21 protein-coding genes and 1 riboswitch are annotated in these 18791 nt (G+C 37.3%); of the genes, 19 read left to right on the top strand and 2 right to left on the bottom strand.

From position 1 onward, the window contains the following. The 13 genes from G4D63_RS19275 to G4D63_RS19215 all read left to right on the top strand — a co-directional run. Positions 1-956, top strand: a 956-nt coding sequence (locus G4D63_RS19275) for an MBL fold metallo-hydrolase (protein ID WP_163181691.1), incomplete at its 5' end; no start/stop codon positions are given. An 88-nt stretch (positions 957-1044) separates the two neighbouring features. Next, positions 1045-1272, top strand: coding sequence for a sulfurtransferase TusA family protein (locus tag G4D63_RS19270; protein WP_163181690.1), 228 nt, complete (start codon positions 1045-1047; stop codon positions 1270-1272). A 246-nt stretch (positions 1273-1518) separates the two neighbouring features. Continuing rightward, positions 1519-2295: a sulfite exporter TauE/SafE family protein gene (locus G4D63_RS19265; RefSeq protein ID WP_163181689.1), complete on the top strand. Its 777-nt coding sequence runs from the start codon at positions 1519-1521 to the stop codon at positions 2293-2295. A gap of 375 nt (positions 2296-2670) precedes the next feature. Further along, positions 2671-3069, top strand: a complete 399-nt coding sequence (locus G4D63_RS19260) for a rhodanese-like domain-containing protein (protein WP_163181688.1) — start codon at positions 2671-2673, stop codon at positions 3067-3069. A gap of 376 nt (positions 3070-3445) precedes the next feature. Continuing rightward, a complete protein-coding gene (locus tag G4D63_RS19255) occupies positions 3446-4042 on the top strand; it encodes an SAM-dependent methyltransferase (RefSeq protein ID WP_163181687.1) in 597 nt (198 codons plus the stop codon). Between the two features lie 17 nt (positions 4043-4059). Beyond that, positions 4060-4545, top strand: a complete 486-nt coding sequence (locus tag G4D63_RS19250) for a hypothetical protein (RefSeq protein ID WP_205603907.1) — start codon at positions 4060-4062, stop codon at positions 4543-4545. Positions 4546-4744: 199 nt separating this feature from the next. Continuing rightward, positions 4745-5299, top strand: coding sequence for an RNA polymerase sigma factor (locus tag G4D63_RS19245; RefSeq protein WP_163181686.1), 555 nt, complete (start codon positions 4745-4747; stop codon positions 5297-5299). A gap of 4 nt (positions 5300-5303) precedes the next feature. After that, positions 5304-6071: an anti-sigma factor gene (locus G4D63_RS19240; protein ID WP_239585891.1), complete on the top strand. Its 768-nt coding sequence runs from the start codon at positions 5304-5306 to the stop codon at positions 6069-6071. Between the two features lie 210 nt (positions 6072-6281). Next, entirely contained in the window at positions 6282-6929 is a 648-nt protein-coding gene (locus tag G4D63_RS19235; RefSeq protein WP_163181684.1) for a cupredoxin domain-containing protein, read from the top strand. 102 nt (positions 6930-7031) lie between these two features. Further along, entirely contained in the window at positions 7032-8369 is a 1338-nt protein-coding gene (locus G4D63_RS19230; protein ID WP_163181705.1) for a copper amine oxidase, read from the top strand. Positions 8370-8431: 62 nt separating this feature from the next. Further along, positions 8432-9106: a class F sortase gene (locus G4D63_RS19225; RefSeq protein ID WP_163181683.1), complete on the top strand. Its 675-nt coding sequence runs from the start codon at positions 8432-8434 to the stop codon at positions 9104-9106. A 162-nt stretch (positions 9107-9268) separates the two neighbouring features. Next, a complete protein-coding gene (locus G4D63_RS19220; protein WP_163181682.1) occupies positions 9269-9460 on the top strand; it encodes a hypothetical protein in 192 nt (63 codons plus the stop codon). Next, positions 9461-10735 (top strand): diguanylate cyclase domain-containing protein, encoded by a 1275-nt coding sequence (locus G4D63_RS19215; RefSeq protein WP_163181681.1) that lies wholly within the window; start codon positions 9461-9463, stop codon positions 10733-10735. It abuts the gene before it with no gap. Between the two features lie 210 nt (positions 10736-10945). Here the strand turns inward: G4D63_RS19215 and G4D63_RS19210 are convergent, their stop codons facing one another. Next, entirely contained in the window at positions 10946-11314 is a 369-nt protein-coding gene (locus tag G4D63_RS19210; protein WP_163181680.1) for a Na-translocating system protein MpsC family protein, read from the bottom strand. 251 nt (positions 11315-11565) lie between these two features. Then, a riboswitch (cyclic di-AMP (ydaO/yuaA leader) is annotated at positions 11566-11705 on the top strand. 33 nt (positions 11706-11738) lie between these two features. On the opposite strand from G4D63_RS19210, the gene G4D63_RS19205 reads away from it, so the two are divergent. From G4D63_RS19205 to G4D63_RS19190, 4 genes are all read left to right on the top strand, one after another. Next, on the top strand, positions 11739-11936 hold the full coding sequence (locus tag G4D63_RS19205) for a hypothetical protein (protein WP_163181679.1): 198 nt from the start codon (positions 11739-11741) through the stop codon (positions 11934-11936). 111 nt (positions 11937-12047) lie between these two features. Beyond that, positions 12048-12701 (top strand): potassium channel family protein, encoded by a 654-nt coding sequence (locus G4D63_RS19200; protein ID WP_163181678.1) that lies wholly within the window; start codon positions 12048-12050, stop codon positions 12699-12701. A 2-nt stretch (positions 12702-12703) separates the two neighbouring features. Next, positions 12704-14026, top strand: a complete 1323-nt coding sequence (locus G4D63_RS19195; RefSeq protein ID WP_163181677.1) for a TrkH family potassium uptake protein — start codon at positions 12704-12706, stop codon at positions 14024-14026. 151 nt (positions 14027-14177) lie between these two features. Next, entirely contained in the window at positions 14178-15155 is a 978-nt protein-coding gene (locus G4D63_RS19190) for an L-lactate dehydrogenase (RefSeq protein ID WP_163181676.1), read from the top strand. Between the two features lie 795 nt (positions 15156-15950). Here G4D63_RS19190 and G4D63_RS19185 read toward each other — a convergent pair. Then, complete coding sequence (locus G4D63_RS19185) at positions 15951-16685, bottom strand: class I SAM-dependent methyltransferase (protein ID WP_338023889.1); 735 nt, start codon at positions 16683-16685, stop codon at positions 15951-15953. Between the two features lie 136 nt (positions 16686-16821). On the opposite strand from G4D63_RS19185, the gene G4D63_RS19180 reads away from it, so the two are divergent. Next, positions 16822-17226: an RDD family protein gene (locus G4D63_RS19180; RefSeq protein ID WP_163181675.1), complete on the top strand. Its 405-nt coding sequence runs from the start codon at positions 16822-16824 to the stop codon at positions 17224-17226. 54 nt (positions 17227-17280) lie between these two features. Further along, the gene (locus G4D63_RS19175) at positions 17281-18564 is read left to right on the top strand and encodes a M48 family metallopeptidase (protein WP_163181674.1); all 1284 of its coding nucleotides are present in this window, start codon (positions 17281-17283) and stop codon (positions 18562-18564) included. The last annotated feature ends 227 nt before the right edge of the window (positions 18565-18791 follow it).

Here is an 18791-nt window from a genome sequence, read left to right as displayed (position 1 = left end):
AAATTTTAGACAAAATTCCGACTGACAAAGAAATCCTAGTCGTTTGTGCAAAAGAAGGTTCATCTTTAATGGTGGCTGAAATGCTAGTAGAACAAGGATTACAAGCTTCTTATCTAGAAGGTGGAATGAAAACGTGGAGTGAACACTTAGAACCTGTGAAGGTTGGAGATTTAAAAGATGGTGGCGAGATCTATCAGTTCGTTCGAATCGGTAAAGGGTGTCTATCTTACATGGTGGTTTCAAACGGTGAAGCTGCACTAATTGATTCGACTCGTATGACTGATGTATATCTGAACTTTGCTGAAGGAATCGGAGCAAAAATCACTCATGTATTCGATACTCACTTACACGCAGACCATATTTCAGGTGGAAGAGTGATTGCTGAAAAAACAGGCGCAGCATACTGGTTACCACCAAAGGATGCAGAAGAAGTAACATTCGAATACAACGCGCTAGAAGGTGGGAACGTGGTAACCATCGGAAATACAGCGATTGATATTCATGCGCTATACTCTCCAGGACACACAATTGGGTCTACATCCTTTGTCGTAGATGAAAAGTTCCTTCTTTCAGGAGATATCTTATTCATCGATTCAATTGGAAGACCGGACCTTGCTGGAATGGCAGAAGATTGGGTAGCAGATTTAAGAGAAAGCTTATACTCTCGTTACAGAGAGCTATCAGAAGATCTAGTTGTTCTACCAGCTCACTTCATGATTATTGAGGAATTAAATGAAGAAGGAAGTGTAGCAGCAAAATTAGGAAAACTATTTGCTCAAAATCATGGTCTTAACATTGAAGACGAGAATGAATTCAGAAGACTAGTAACAGAAAACTTACCACCACAGCCAAATGCGTATCAAGAAATTCGTGAAACGAACATGGGTAAAATCAGCCCAGACCAAGACAAACAACGTGAAATGGAAATCGGACCAAACCGCTGTGCGGTGAGGTAAGTTTTTTCACGATAGTGAAAATAACTCTCCTCATGCAAAAATGAAGATAGATCTTAAGTGAAAAATAATTATATCGGAGGTCATAAAAATGGAAGCAACAAAAGTATTAGATGCAAAAGGATTAGCGTGCCCAATGCCAATCGTCAAAACTAAGAAAGCAATGAACGAATTAGAATCTGGTCAAATCCTAGAAATCCATGCGACAGATAAAGGGGCCAAAAACGACCTAGCAGCTTGGGCGAAATCAGGTGGCCATGAATTTTTAAAGCACGAAGAAGAAAATGACGTATTCAAGTTCTGGATTAAAAAAGCGTAAAAAATAAAGGGAGCCTTATGTAAGGTTCCCTTTTTCAAAGGCTCTTTTCTAAAACTTTGTTACTTTTTATAACTTCATTTTTATGTTTCCCTTGTTTATTTACTGAGTTAAGAATTAATGAGAAAAGAGCAACTCTCTACATGTATAGTAGAATCCTTAAAACTAAGGTAAAAATCCGGTTCTTGGGATTTTTACAGAAACAACAAACTGTACAAAAAACAAACTATTCAAAAAGGAGGTACTACAATGGATATTGGATTTATTATTACTATTTTCCTCATTGGATTTATTGGTTCATATATTTCCGGGATGCTAGGGATTGGTGGATCGATTATTAAATATCCGATGCTATTATATATCCCGCCATTATTTGGTTTAGCAGCCTTTACAGCACATGAAGTGTCCGGAATAAGTGCGATTCAAGTGTTCTTTGCTACAATCGGTGGTGTTTGGGCATACCGAAAAGGTGGATACTTAAATAAAACATTGATTGGTTATATGGGTGCAAGTATATTAATTGGTAGTTTTATTGGAGGCTATGGGTCAAAATTAATGTCAGAGGGTGGCATTAATTTAGTCTATGGTATATTAGCATTGATAGCTGCTGTCATGATGTTTATCCCTAAAAAGGGGATTGACGATATTCCTCTGGATCAAGTGAAATTTAATAAATGGTTAGCTGCAATATTGGCATTAATTGTGGGGACTGGAGCTGGGATTGTTGGAGCAGCAGGTGCGTTCCTATTAGTACCAATCATGTTGGTCGTATTAAAAATACCAACAAGAATGACCATCGCTTCATCATTAGCGATCACATTTATTTCATCCATAGGGGCAACAGTCGGAAAAATCACGACAGGACAAATAGATTATTTTCCAGCTTTCATCATGATTATTGCAAGCCTGATTGCTTCTCCATTAGGAGCAATGGCTGGGAAAAAGATGAATACAAAAATCCTACAAATCATTCTGGCTATTTTGATTGCAGCAACTGCAGTGAAGATCTGGCTAGATATTTTATAAAACGGGGATATTATTGAATAATATTGTGTTGATAAGGAGGGATTCGCGATGGTTAAAGTGACGGCTGCAGCAATGAGCCAGATAAAAAAAGAAGTACAAGACCTTCTAGACGAAGGAAAACAGCCATTCGTTCGTCTAGCTATGGGCATTGGCTGAGGTGGACCACAGCTTCGCCTGGCTCTGGAAGAGTCAGCTTTAGAAAAGGATGAACAGATTGAAATAGATGGGATTATATTTTTAGTCAATGAAGCGCATAAGGTTTATTTCGATCATGCTAAAATTGATTATACAAAGAGTTTATTAGGTGGAGGAAAGTATACTACTCTACGGGTGTAGGGTAGTTTTCTTCATTAATTTTTTTAAGTAGGTGACTATATGAATGTTAAGAAACTAGTATTTTATGTACCTATCTTTCTACTAATCCTTTACCTAGGATTTGATTTCTTAGCAAAACAGAGTATTGATACCATTTCTATTTCAGAGTTAGAAGATAGATTGCAAGAAGATCAATCTGACAGTGTCATATTTATTGATGTACGTGAGAATCATGAATACGAGTCCAGTCATATAGAAGGAATGAAAAACTATCCACTTAGTACCTTAAAGTCACAATACAGTGATATTCCAATAAATTCCGAAGTAATTATTATATGTAGAAGTGGAAAGCGTAGCCTTCAAGCTGCCAAACTACTAAAAGATAAGGGTTATACGAATATTAAAAGTGTAGATGGCGGTATTCTCCAATGGACAGGTGAGCTAGTAAGCTATAAATAAACCTTACTAAAGATGGTGAAAACATGGATAAACAAAAAGGCTGTAAAAAAGGAACTTGAGGCATTCATAAAAAAGATTCTAGGTCATTTTTTCCACCCATATGACCCGGGGTGTTTGTTTGGCTCCTGGTAGGAGTCGTATTACTGATTCAAAAGTTGTTCTAAAAAAGAGGGATTCTTCTCTCTTTTTTTTTCGAAATCATTTTGAAAAATTGGAATTAGCGTGAAATTTGCTGGTTAAATTACCTTTTCTTGTTTGATACTAGAGAGGAAAAACTCTGTATAAATTGTAAGGTTAGATACAGTAGGCCTTAATTAATGAGAATGATCTCCCAAAATAATGAGAACGACTTTTCAAACTAAAAGGAGAATACATAATGAGTACTTGGGATCAACGGTTTCAGGAAGAGAAATATGTGTATGGGACTGAACCAAATGTCTTTATTGCTGATATGCAAAAAAAATTAGGATTAACAGGTGATGCATTAGCAATAGCTGAAGGAGAAGGAAGGAACGCCGTATTTTTAGCAGAACAAGGGATGAACGTTACAGCATGGGATTATGCAGCTTCTGGACTAGAGAAAACCAATAGATTAGCCCTGGAAAGAGGTGTATCTGTTAAGACAGAGCTCATTGATTTAAATCAAGCGATATGGCTTCAAGATAAATGGGATGAATTGATATGTGTATTTGGTCATTTCCCGAAAGAATTACGTGAAAAGACTTTTAAGGGAATAAGAAATGCTGTAAAACCTGGGGGGTATTTTATTACAGAAGTTTATTCTTATTATCAGCTTGAGTATAAAACGGGTGGTCCGCAGGATAAAAGTCTCTTATATTCCCCAGAGGAGTTCCTCGCAAATTTTCCAGACTGGCGTATTGTTCACTTTTTTATGGGGGAGGTTGTCCGACATGAAGGAGACCTTCATAATGGATTATCTCACGTTATACAGTTTGCTGGACAAAGAATTTAGGAAGGGGTGATGGTATTGTGGCTGTAAGTATTCCAAACATCGTCAGACTACTATTAATAATCTTCCCTTGGATTTCAGTTGTTTTTCTTCCAAAGAAGTCATTTGGAAAATTTATGCCGATTGCTTTTATTTCTTCATTCCTTGTGGCAGGAATGTGCGCGATGGCTGTGCCTTTAAAATGGTGGAAAATAAAAGGGGGATGGAAAGGAAAGGTAATAAATGATTTAAGTTTCATTTTGGGACCTTTCTTTGTAGGTACTATCTGGGTCTTTCATCTTACATACGGTAATTTTAAGAGATACTTATTCATTAATTCAGTTCTAGATTTATCATTTTCTTTTCTGTTAAGTAATTTATTCCAACGAATGAAATTGTTTCGATTAGTTCATTTTAAGCCATGGCAAATATTTGTGTTTTTTATGAGCTTTGCCCTTTTTATTTATGGCTTACAACGAATCATTGACAGAAAAAAATTTCATTTAGAATCAGGGAGACCTCTCTAAATAAAACTGTAACAAGAAGCCCCCAATCATAGATTGGGGGCTTCTTGTTTGATGAATCTCATTAAAAAGTAATCCATTCTATCGTTTTAATCGTTAGCTATATAACTCTTTCTGTCCTTCTGTCTATATAAACCATAGTCTATGAAATGAAGGATTGTGCTATGATATCCGTAATTGATTAAAAAAAGAGGAGATTGTTATGGGAGAACATGATATAGAGCTTTATCACCTGGTTCAACAGGATGATAAGCAAGCATTAGAAGCTTTGTACGACCGATATGAAAAGCTTCTATATTCTTTTTCATATCGAATAACAGGTCAAAAGGAATTGTCTGAAGAAGTTGTCCAAGAGGTCTTTATAAAGCTTTGGACGAAAAAAGGGATTTATGATAAATCAAAAGGGAAATTTTCATCCTGGCTATTAACGGTTGCCCGAAACACGACCATTGATATGCTCCGTAAAAGAAAAGAGAGTACCTACACGATAGAGGAGCGCGACTCCATTCATAGCAATGAACCCTTAACAGAGGACCTTGTAGAATGGAAGGAAGAGGGAGCTAGTCTTAGGCAGGCTGTCTCAAAGTTAGGAGAAGAACAACAAAAGATGATTGAGTTATTTTATTTTAAAGGTGTATCCCAACAAAAGATTGCTGATTCTTGCCAAATCCCACTTGGAACCGTGAAGGGACGAATACGATTAGCACTTCAGCATCTTCGGAAAAATCTACCAAACTCCAAGGAAAGGGGGGTGTAAAGTGATGGAACAAGTTGGATGTAATGATTTAATTGATTATTTTAATGAAGGATTAGATGATGTTACGAAGAAAAAGTTTGAACAACATTTATCCCTTTGTAACAGTTGCCAAGAAGAGTTACAGGAACTACAAGCACTTACAGAGGATCTACCCTTTTTGTCTGACCCTATTGAACCACCAGTGGAAATGAAGAAGCGTGTTCTTGATCATGTCTTCTCTCAAGAAACAACAACACAGGCTCCCACTGAAAAATTTGGGGCCTCCGATGAACCGAAAAATACGGAACCATTACTATCAGTTCCAAAGCAAAAAAAGAACTGGTTAACACCACTTCTGGCTGCCTCCCTTTTATTTTCATTACTTGGAAATGGCTATGCGTTACTTAACCAGAAGGAATCTATACAACAACCAACAGCTATGGATGGACTGAACCTAGTAAACAAAGCATTACAACTAAACCCCACAGATCCAGCGACAACAGCTAAAGTAACGGCTGCCATGATTCAACAAGACGATGGTGTAGCACTTGTGATCCAAGGGGAACAATTGCAACAGCTTGAAGGCACCGAAGCTTATCAAGTATGGCTTATTGAGGGTGATAAAAAATATCGTGCGGGAACATTTATACCTAATGAGTTAGGTGAAGGTGCTGTAGCATTCCCAATCAATTATCAGGGTGACCACAATTGGGAAATGATTGCCATTACTTTAGAACCTACACCGTCTAGCGAACAACCATTAGGGGATATAGTGTTTAGCTCAGAATTATAAATAAAACTTTAAACAGTGACGGTCTTAGCGCCATGTGCTGAAAGTTGAACGGGATATATAAAGCAGGAGAGGGATTATTAAACCTCTCCTGTTTTTTTAATTTCTAAAAAATAATAAAAAACATGATCCAACATTCATTTCAATCCGTAAGCTTTTTGAATTCTAACGAAGCGAAATCAATGCTTCCCCTAATAAAGAGAGGAGGACTTCATGAAGAGAAGCAGAATGACCTCAGTCGCACCTCTATTTTTTATCGTAACGTTAATAACCGGGTGTTCAGCAATGGAAGTTAGTGAAAAAGAAAATAAGGTAGAAGACGTAGGTAGCTCAGAAGTGAATGGGACTATCGTTCAAGAGGAGGATTTGCATGAAAATAAGAAACTTGCTGTTGAGGCAACCGAAATATCTCAGCAAAAAATAGTTGAGATTACCGCACATGAATATTCCTATGAACCTGATGAAATAACCATTCAAAAGGGTGAGACCATTACCCTCATCTTTAAAAATGAAGGTGAGATTTTCCATGATTGGGTCATTAAAGAAATACCTGCAGAAGTGATTAGCCATACGGGAGAAGGCCCACATGGTAAGGAGCAAAACGAAAATAGTCATCACGACCACTCAACTGTTGAAACCGAACAAGAACATAGTGACTCATCAACTGAGGAAGATTCAAGCCATGAAGAGCATACCGGACACCATCATCACGATGAGTTCGCACTTCATGTAAGTGCCCAACCAGGTGAATCCAACACCATTCAATTCGTTACAAATCAGCCCGGAACGTATGCTTATTTTTGCAGCATTCCTGGTCATGAATACCTAGGGATGGCAGGCACCATTAAAGTTGAGGATTAATTTTAAAATTTTTTTATAAAATAGTGATCCAATTTAAAACTTGCACCGTTAGCTTTATGTAAAAACAAATAAAAACTACTTTTAGAGGAGAGATCATTTATGATGAATTGGAAAAAAGCACTTGTAGCCGTTCCGTTAAGCTTATCGTTATTAGTACCTGTAACTGGAGGAATGGTTAGCGCAGCAGAAGAAACAAAACCATCGGTGGTTACTCCAGCCGTTGAACTTAGATCGGCTTTAGATCTACTTCTAAGTGAGCACGCATACTTAGCCATTGAAACGATGAGAAAGGGAGCACAAGGTGCTGCTGACTTTGAAGCATCAGCAGGAGCATTAAATGCTAACACAGAAGATTTATCTGCAGCCATTGCATCTGTCTATGGTGAGGAAGCTGGTAATCAATTTAAGCAAATGTGGAATGATCATATTGGATTCTTTGTAGACTATGTCGTTGCATCAGGCTCTAACGACGAAGCTGGAAAAGAAAAGGCATTAAATGAGTTAGACCAGTATCGAACTCACTTTTCAAATTTCCTAGAACAAGCAACTGGTGAAAGACTAGAAGCCGGCGCACTTGCAGAAGGACTTCAAATGCACGTAAAGCAATTAGTAGGAGCATTCGATAGTTATGTAGCGGGTGACTATGAAAAAGCATACGAATATGAGCGTGAAGCTATTCACCATATGTATATGGTAAGTAAAGGGTTATCTAGTGCGATTGTTGATCAATTCCCAGATAAATATGAACATACGAAAGCCGTAACACCAGCTGGAGACTTACGTTCAACACTAAATCACCTTTTATCAGAGCACGCAGGTCTTGCGATGATGGCCATGCAGAATGGAATTGACGGCTCTGAAGATTTCGCTGCTTCGGCTCAAGCGTTAAGCGACAATACTGACGATTTATCTGCGGCAATCGCATCAATCTATGGCGAAGAGGCAGGAAAAGCGTTTAAAGATATGTGGTCTGCCCATATTGGTTTCTTTGTTGATTATGTTAAGGCAACTGGTGCAAATGATGAGGAAGCGAAAAAAGCTGCACTTGCTGAGTTGGATGGGTATCGTGCTGACTTCTCTACATTCATCGAAACAGCTACCGACGGCCGCGTTCCAGCAGACGTTCTAGCTGAAGGGCTTCAAATGCACGTGGATCAATTAGTTGCTGCATTTGACAGCTACGTAAGTAAAGACTACGACGCAACATACGAGTCAGTTCGAGGCGCATATGCTCACATGTTTGGATCTTCAAAAGCATTATCAGGAGCATTTGTTGATCAGTTCCCTGAAAAATTTGAGGTGAAAATGCCGACAGATATGCCTAAAACAGGTATGGGCGGTACGGCTCAGGATCAAATGAATTTGGTATGGATGATGGTTGGATTATTAGCGACAGCAATTGCAGCAGGTATTGTGATTCGTAAAAAAACCACGAATTAATAATAAGATAGGAAAAGAGAGGTTTCCCCTCTCTTTTCTTTATATAAGAAAGGAGTATAGATATGTTACGGTTACTCTTCCTTTTATCCCTCCTATTATTAGCGGGTTGTACCCAAGAACAAATTCCCATTACTAAAGAGAATGCTAGTCAAATACATGCTTCGAATCCCAGTGGTATAGAAGTAAATAGTAAGAAATTAATAGAAAGCAAGACTGATCAAGCAACAAGTCAACCATCTACTTTTGGTACAAGTAAAGAACCAATCATCCGTGATCAAGAGGTGGGTGTCATTCCTACTTCTCTTTCCATCCCGGCGATCGAGGTTCATGCAAAGGTGATGAACGTAGGTTTATTAGAAAATGGCCAAATGGGAGTACCTACAGATTATATGGAAGTTGGATGGTTCGAGCCAGGTACAAAGCCAGGTGACCGAGGAAATGCAGTATTGGCCGGACACGTTGACAGCAAAACAGGGCCAGCTATATTCTTTCACTTAGAAAAGTTACAAGTAGGTGATGAAGTCATCGTAACAGGAGAACAAGGGGAGAATTTAACATTTATTGTTAGAGACAAAAAGATATTCCCTAAGGACAATGCTCCCGTATTCGAAATTTTTGGGTACACGTCTAGAAGGATGTTAAACCTTATTACATGTACAGGAACATTTGATCGAAAACAAGGTGGACATATCGATCGGTTAGTCATTTATACAGAGCTTAAGGAAGATAATCAATAAACAAGTGTGAAAAAGTCTCCAATATAAACGGGACCTAACCTTATAGGTATAAAATTATTTTTCCAAAGATTATAATGGAAGAAATAGAATAGCATAGTTTACCATAATGGAAACAAAAGCAAAGGGATTTTATGTTATTGATGTTATGGGGAGAGGAATCGGATGTTTATGTATTCTCAAAGATTATATGATGCTACGACTAAGGTGTTTAACACCATGTCTCGTGTGTTTGGAACTAATACATTCTTTATCGCTCTTAATGATGGGAAAACAAATAGAGTGGTGAATGCTTTTAATAAGAATAGTAATCTCATACAAGCAGGGACGGAAATCAACTTTGAAGAAACTTACTGAATGCTTACAGCAAAAGGTGGTCGTGAACCACTATCCATACCCAACCTATTAGAAGACCCTAAAACAAAAGAAATGGAACTAACAAAGATTTTTAAAAGCTATCTGGGAGCACCAATCCTAGGAAATAATGGCAGTGTAATAGGTACATTATGTGCGATTGATTCAGAACCCTATATGTTTTCTGACGATCAAATCGAATTACTCCAGGATTTAGCTCATTATCTTTCAGACATCATGATGATTGATCAGCATATTCAACAGAAAGACCGGACCGAGCAGCTCTTACAGCTACAGAACAACCTATTAGTGAAGATTGCAACTGGCTGGCCTTATAAAGACATGATCAATGAGTTCTGTGTAACTGTGGAACATCTCATGAATGGTTATTTTTGTAGTGTCCTTGAATACAAGGAAGAAACCAATCAGTTAACTTTAATAGCTGCCCCTAGCCTTTCTATAGAATATCAGCAAGGGATCCAACTAGTGGACGTAGGACCAAATGAGGGATCATGTGGTACAGCAGCCTATTACAAAAAACGCGTGATTGTGGAAGATATTGAAACGAGTCCTTTTTGGGAAAATCACAGAAATCTCGCGCTTAATGAAAACCTTCGTTCCTGTTGGTCGGTGCCAATCCTCTCCTCTAAAAAAGAACTATTGGGTACATTTGCAATCTATAGTCAACAGTCTAAGGCGCCTACTCAAGAGGAGTTGGATATTTTTCATCAATTTTCTTCCTTAGTCGGAATTGCATTAGAGAAAGAAAAGACAGAGAAACGTATTCATTTTTTAGCCTTTCACGATGAGCTGACACAAGTGGCGAACCGTATATCGTTTCGTGAAAAAGCCAATGAACATATTAAGAATGCCTTAAGACAACAGTCTAAACTCTTTTTGATGATTATTGATTTAGACGAATTTAAAGAAATTAATGATCAGTATGGACATCAGAGTGGTGATGAAGTGATTAAAGAAACGGCAAAGCGAATGGTTTCAAACGTTGCACATCGAGGATTGGTTGCACGTTTAGGTGGAGATGAATTTTCCATAGTATTACCAGGTTTAAGTTATAAAGAAACAAAAGAGCTTGCAACAAGCCTAACCCATATATTAGGACAACCTATTGAAGTCCAAGGCAAGCAACTACAAATAACTGCTTCCATTGGGATTTCCCAAATAGGTGTTAATGGTTGTACCTTGTACGAATTACAAAAATATGCAGATACAGCCATGTATAGGGCAAAGCGGGCAGGTAAAAATCAATATTGCTTTTAAAACCCGTTCATTCAAAATTAAAGAAAGCATCAATAAGTCAGCGAAAAGAAGAGTTTGGTAGCCCAAAACTCTTCTTTATTAGAAGTTTAATAATGAGGAACAACGATTGAGTCAATAAATCATGACTCAATCCAAATTTGTTGATTAGTAAGTGATTACGAACTAGATAAAGTTGTTTCTCAATTAATTTAATTGAGAAACCTCTCGTTTTCACATAAGTTCATGCTCAATATTACGATCTACAATAAATACTTCGATTCTCTCACCCATCTTAGTACTGATATCACTATGACTGGAAAGAACCTTAGCACCTGTAAAGCGTTCCACGATTTCCTCGTATTTCTCGCTATACATCTCTCTTAAAACCTGACGCATTTGTTTAACTAATTTTTTTCCATCATCATTTTCTACGAGATGTTTTTCTTCAATGGTCAGTACCCCTTTAAATCTAGTGATAATCATATCCTCTAGAATGTAAGTTCTTGCTTCCTGTGGTCCACGACCAATTAATTCTCTTTGAAACTTAATGAACGCCTCACTAATTTCAGATTCTAGCTTTCTTTTTGGGGAAACTGGCATAGAGTATTCACTCCTAAAGGTGAAGTTATATTTTACGAGGACAATCATAAAGGGAGAAATAGAGGCTTGTCAATCTATGTTTTAGTTAAAAATGGGAAATTGTAATTTACATCGGAACATGGAGTAAATTTAAGGAAATAAGAGTATTTTATATGAGAGTATATGTTTTTTGCTAAGTTTGAACGATTTTCATAAATAAAAGAAGGTTTACAAGTTTTGAAGATAGGAGTATATTTACCTCGTAATCATACAATTGAATTCGGCCTAGTCCCTAGAACAGGGAGCGGAGGAACCAATTTTTTGGGGTTAATTCTACAGTGTAGAAGGGATGAGAAAGCTCTTTCGCCATCCTACCCGTCAGCTAACTTCGTCGGCTAAAGCGAAGGAGGTCTAAAAGACCACCTTATTTCAGGAGGCTTTTTTGTTGCGTTTTTATGCAATTGATGAGCAGCTTGAAGAAAAAGTAGGTCTTTTTATTGTGCCTATTATAGGAAAAGTAACATGGAAGACTGAACACAAAGAGAGTAACAAGGTTACTAGCTGGGTGTTACGTAGACCACTGGGTACTTTTTCTCCAGTATACAAGTTTGTCATTTTTCATGTGGACATTTATGTGCACTGAACAGTGATGGTGTTTCAACTTGTCTTTTAATTGGGGAAGAAGTAAGCATTGGTCTATTTTTTATGCATAGATGAACGATGGTCTTACATGATGATGGAGAGGAAGAATAAAATGAAACAAGTAGCAGTCTTAGGTCTAGGAAGATTTGGTGGAAGTCTAGTCAAGGAGTTCTATACTTTAGGGATTGAAACATTAGCAGTAGATAAAAGCATTGATAAGGTGAATGATTTTTCAGATTACGCGACTCATACCATTCAGGCTAACACGTTTGATGAATTCACGTTAAAGCAATTAGGGATTCGTAATTTTGACTTAGTAGTTGTTTCCTTTGGAGATGATATTGAAGCAAGTGTTCTAACCACCTTGCATCTAAAAGAAATGGGTGTCAAGCAGGTTTGGGCAAAGGCGCAGAATGATTATCATCATAAAGTGTTAGAAAAAATAGGAGCAGATAAGATTATACATCCTGAGAGGGATATGGCTAAGCGGATCGCTCATCATGTTGCTTCAGAAAAAATTATCGATTTTATTGAGCTATCAAAGGATCATAGTATTGTTGAAATTGTGGCTTCTGATAAGCTTCATAACAAGACACTGATTGACCTTGATATACGTGCAAAGTATGGCTGTAGTGTAGTGGGAATTCAAAGCGGAGAAGAAGTCAATGTTGCGCCTGTAGCAGATGTAGTCATTAAAAAGGGTGACATCCTCATTGTTATTGGCCACAACCGAGACATTAATAGGTTTGAAGATGTAGGTGTTTAGACATGAAGAAGATAAAAGCAAAAAATGTGAATCCTTCACGGCTTCTATTGCTTGTATTTTTATCGGCTATTTTAATTGGAACAATCCTGTTGAAGTTTCCATTTTCAACAGAAGAAGATATAAGTTGGCTTAATGCTTTATTTACTGCTACCTCAGCAATGACTGTAACGGGACTTGTTGTGGTAGATACAGAGACTGCCTTTACTCTGTTTGGCGAAATAGTCATTGTATCCCTCATTCAGTTAGGGGGACTTGGGATCATGTCCTTTGCGGTATTAATCTTTATGATGCTCGGAAAAAAAATTAGCTTTAAAGAACGAATATTAGTTCAACAAGCATTAAACCAGACCTCCCTAGGTGGAGTAATTTCATTAGTAAAAAACCTCTTTATTTTTTCAATATCGATTGAGGCTATTGCGATGCTCCTACTTGCTATTCGGTGGGTTCCAGAAATGGGAGTTTCAAAAGGTCTTTATTATAGTTTTTTTCATTCGATATCTGCCTTTAATAACGCTGGGTTTGCCTTATGGTCAGATAGCTTAATGGGCTATGTAGGTGACCCTCTTGTGAATATTGTGATTACCTTTTTATTTATCGTCGGCGGGTTAGGTTTTACGGTATTAGCAGACTTAAAAGTGAAACGAAAATTTCAGAAGCTTAGTTTGCATACGAAATTAATGTTGATTGGTACTCTCATACTAAATGTCGTTTCCATGCTATTCATCTTCTTTTTAGAGTTTGGAAATCCCAATACTTTGGGACCACTCTCGTTAGGTGATAAATTATGGGCTTCCTATTTTCAGGCTGTTACACCAAGGACAGCGGGATTTAATTCCCTTGATATTGCGAGTCTAGATGATTCAACCATTCACTTCATGCTTCTTCTTATGTTTGTTGGAGCAGGAAGTGCCTCAACCGGTGGGGGCATCAAATTAACAACTTTGGTTGTGATTATTCTTGCTGTCATTTCTTTCCTAAGAGGTAAAGACCAAATTATGATTGCCCGTCGATCTATTTCTGAAACTGTTGTTTTCCGGTCATTGGCTATATCCACAATGGCACTCATGCTTATTTTTATGGTGATCTTTATATTAAATATAACTGAAGACGCACCATTTCTAGAGATTGTATTTGAAGTCATTTCGGCATTTGGTACAGTAGGATTATCAATGGGGTTAACAGGCGAGTTAAGCGAGATTGGAAAAGTGATGATTGTCTTAGTCATGTTTATAGGCAAACTTGGACCGTTAACGATGGCGTTTTCATTGGCTAGACCAGTTAAGTCTAAAATTCGTTACCCTAAAGAAGACGTACTAACTGGATAAGCATTATATTCCCTTCTTCATATTAGGTTTTATTGGATCTTCAGAATTAGTTTAAAGGAAGAAGCTTGAGTTTTCTCAAGCTTTTTTGTTGTGCAAAACTAGTTACGTATAAACAAACACGTATAGATAAATATAACCTATAGGAAACATAATGAAATCTATCGAGACTTCTAGGAGGAACAAGACTTTGATTCAATCGAAAAGTATGAAGGTCGTCATAATAGGCGCTGGTGCTGTAGGATCAAGTTATGCTTATGCCCTATTAAATCAAGGGTTTGTTAGAGATTTAGTGATCATTGATTTAAATCATCAAAAAGCAGAAGGAGATGCAATTGATCTCCTCCATGGGATGCCATTCTCCTCACCGATGAATATATGGGCAGGTACATATGAAGATTGTAAAAATGCAGATTTAGTTGTAAATTGCGCAGGTGCAAATCAAGCTCCAGGTGAAACACGTTTAGATTTACTTGAGAAGAATGCAAGGATTTTTAAGGGCATTGTAGAAAATGTGATGAAGTCAGGATTTAAAGGTATTTTCCTCGTCGCGACAAACCCAGTGGATGTACTAGCCTATGCAACTTGGAAATATTCAGGGCTACCACATCAGCAGGTGATTGGATCAGGAACTGTGTTAGATACAGCGAGGTTCAGGTATTTACTTGCAGAAAAGTTTAAAGTAGATTCTAGAAATATTCATGCCTACATACTTGGAGAACATGGTGATTCATCGCTCCCAGTTTGGAGTCATGTAACCATTGGTGGAAAGCCGTTAGTACAATTCGATGAAAACAAAATTCCCACAGATGCCGAACTAGAAGAAACCTTTATTAAAGTAAGGGATGCAGCTTATGAGATTATTAAAAGAAAAGGTGCTACGTACTATGGAATTGGCATGGGTTTAGCAAGAATAACAAAGGCCATTGCTAAGAATGAAGATTCAGTGCTTCCTGTGTCTGCGTTATTATCTGGAGAGTACGGCCATGCTGATGTTTATGTGGGGGTACCTGCTATTATAAACTCATCAGGTATTCGAGAACTTGTAGAATTGAAACTAAATGAGGTAGAAACTAAACAATTCAATACATCTATCGGTATACTAAAAGATTTCATAAGCAAGATATTTTAGGCAGCGAGAGAGGAAATCCTCTCTCTTTTATAAAGCAAATAGCCGATCTATTGTGTGCTATGTAGGTGGTTTTGGATGCGTTATAAGCACGAAAAAACCTATGATTCAGGGGATATTGTTTTAACCTTTTTAAATCTTTCTACCAAGGATTGAAACCCATATAGAAGGAGGGATTTAAGAAAAAACAACAATGACAACTGATACTTTTTAAGCCGTACTAAGCCACCGACTCGTAATTTTGAAAAAAAGTCAGTGATGAAAAAAGTAGATATAGAATCAACAAGAAGATTATATATGATATATCTTTTGAAATTGCCATAACTTAGTTTTAATAACCATAACGATCCGATTAAAAAGGGCCCCCATAAAAAGGGAATGATTCCTGAGAGATTAGGGAAAAGCTTTTCGTACCATGCCCACCACTTTCTCTTTTGGGCAAAAAGATCTTCTAAGGTTACCATGAGTAACATGAATAGCCCTGCTGGCAAAAACCTTTTGAGATTACCTTTACCAAATAAGAAAAGCGAAGCCCAAGATAGTAGCATCATTAGGAGTAGTAATGACTTTGAATACTTCTTCATAAACCGCAATGAAATCCCTCCGAACGTTTAATTGAGGTTATTATTCCCCAGAGTGGCTTAAAAATTAAACTATTTAATCAATAAACAAAAAGAAGGGGCTACCGGTTTGTAAAGCTAGAGGGACTATCCACTACTTTAAATTGACATAAAAAAAACAGAAATCGTTCAAAGCACAATTTCTGTTTTTTTTGTTTTTTCCAGGTTTCTGGAAGTCTTATTTTTTACAAACTGCAATCCCAATTGGTAAATGCTCGGTTCGCTTAGACTCCAGTGGTTCAATTAGTACACCGTTTTGTCCATAAAAGGATACATCTTGATAAGAGTGAAAGAGGTCCTTAAATTCTGGAACAGTCAATTGGTGAACATGAAACGGTGATCCACATGGTTTACCTCGTCCCTCACCAAAAGGAGTAGAAATGACTAGTGTTCCATTGGGTTTCAACATGTTAAAGATATTAGCTAAAAATTGTTCTTCTTCTTCAACATGCTCAAGCGTTTCAAAACTAGTAATCGCATCAAAAGTACCTAGTTTGTCAGGTAAAAAAGGATCAACTGCATTTTCATGCTGATACGTAACTAAAGGATGATAGTACGTTTGCTTTGCGTACGTAATCGTGGCTTGATCTATATCAATTCCAATTACTTTTTGAAGCTGTTTCTTTTTTGATTTTGCTATCATGTGCGCTCCATATCCTACTCCACATGCCAAATCTAAAACGTGACCATGTATATATTCAAGGGCAAACTGATACCGGGCAATATGTTCTAGTAAGGAAGGATTAGTATGTTTCATCAGTTCAGGAATAACTCTTTCATCTGTATTCTCTATCAATAAATTCACCGCTTTGTTTGTTTTTATAATGTTCAACGTTTTCTGGTTAGTCTTCTTTATTAACTCTTCTGTGACGTCTAGCCTAATCTTTACTTCTAGTATGAGTTTATCACCCATCGTATTAAAAAACCCTAATTACTTACATGTGTCCTACTGAAAGGATGATTTATTGATTGTAAATCTGATTTCACATGAGCATATCCTAGTTTCATTCAGGGGAATTTATTAGAAAGGAGGAGAGGAGGAGAGATCAATGGAAAATAGAGCTGGATTTTGGATAAGATTTGTTGCCTTAATTATTGATAGCCTTATTTTAGGTGTGATTCAATTTATCATTTCAATGTTATTCGTCGGGTTGGATGACCCTGAAGCGGGAACGATGGTAACATCTGTGATTAGCCTTGTCCTAACGATCGTTTATTTTGTTTGGTTTCAAGCTAAAAATAATGGTCAAACGTTTGGTAAAAAGCTAACAGGAATAAGAGTCGCAAATGTGGATGGTAGCCGAGTATCAATGGGGATGATGGCATTACGTGAGCTTATAGGAAAGATGATTTCAACCTTAATCCTATTTATTGGTTATTTAATGGCTGCTGGAAAGTCAAAAAGGGCGTTACATGACTATATAGCGAAAACGATTGTTATTAGAGCTGAGTAGTAAAAGAACCTTTCTCTTTTGGTGAGAGGTTTTCTGTAAACAGGAGTGAGGACATTGGAAAAACCATTATTAGTTCATAAGCATGAAAACTTAATGTACGGACTATGTATCATTACAAGTATTACAGCAGCCATCTATTTACTAGTGTCCATTATTGGTGCCATTATTTTTATTGCTATCGGCCTTTTTTCTTTATTTTCCCATGCTATTTCCATGTCACATATTCAAGTAAATGGAGTTCGACTTAAAGAAAATCAGTTTCCTGAGTTATATAAAAGAGTGGAAGAACTAAGCAGGAAAATGGAGCTCAACAAAATACCTGAAGTGTATATAGTAGAGTCTGGTGGTATGTTAAATGCGTTTGCCACAAAGGTATTTGGCTTGTTCGGTAAAAATATGGTTATTTTATATTCGGATTTCGTTGAAGTCTCACTTGATTCAGAAGGTCATGAAATCGATTATGTCATCGCTCATGAACTTGCCCATATCAAAAGGAATCATGTTGTCAAAGCATTACTTGTGTTTCCTGCTATGTGGATACCTTTCATAGGTGTTAGTTTTTCTAGAATGGCTGAGTATACTTGTGATCGAATGGCAGCCTATTACACGGAAAAACCTGAGGATGCGATTAATGGATTATTAGCGTTAGCAGCAGGTAAACGTCTATACAAAGATGTAAACCTGACAGAGTATCAAGAACAATATAATGATAAGAAGGGGATGTTTGTTACTTTAACAGAGCTACTTTCGACACATCCTCCTATTCCAAAGAGAATACATGAAATACAACAACTCATGTACGGAAGTCCCAGTGTACCTCTTATAACAAGAGGAAGACAAACATTAGCTATTATGTTTATTGTATTTTTCTTATTTCCAATTATTGTGGCAGGAGTCACATTTGCTGGAATTATGGCTCTAGAACAGATCCCCTTTCTAGATGAAGAATATCCTCCTGAAGTTGAATATTCTCCTCTTATGGAAGCAACGATGGACGAAGATCTTGAAAGAGTTAGTGAACTAGTAAGTGCAGGAGAAGAGATAAATGAAGTGAATGAGTATGGTGAGAGCCCTCTACTGTTAGCCGTCGTAAATGAAGATTTGGAAATGATATCAGTGTTAATAGAAAACGGTGCCAATCCCAATATTCAAGATGAGTCTGGTTGGACACCATTAATGTCTGCCGTAATGACTGCAAACCTTGAAGTGGGAGAATTTTTATTAGAAGCAGGTGCAGATCCATTGCTTGCAGATATAGATGAAATGACAGCGATTGACCATGCCGCTGAAATCGGTGATACGGAATACGTTGAACTAATCAGTTCTTATACAGAGTAAACTGTGAACTTTGAGGCGTGAAGAGAAATTACTCTTCACGCTTTGTTTGGGTTTTTGCATCTGGAAGAAAAAGTAATTTCGTTGAAAGCCACTGCGATTTCGTTGATAAAATTTAATAATCGTTGATAAGAGAGTTAGTTTCGTTGTTAAAACTGAAATATCGTTGAAAAACACATTTATGGCTTCCTAATTACTCTTAATTTGAAACCTTTTACGCGTTCCAACGT

Origin of the sequence: Bacillus mesophilus (genome assembly GCF_011008845.1) — a bacterium.
Lineage (GTDB): Bacteria > Bacillota > Bacilli > Bacillales > SA4 > Bacillus_BS > Bacillus_BS mesophilus.
The sequence above is the reverse complement of the archived record's forward strand: the minus strand, read 5'-3'. Positions and strand labels throughout refer to the sequence as shown.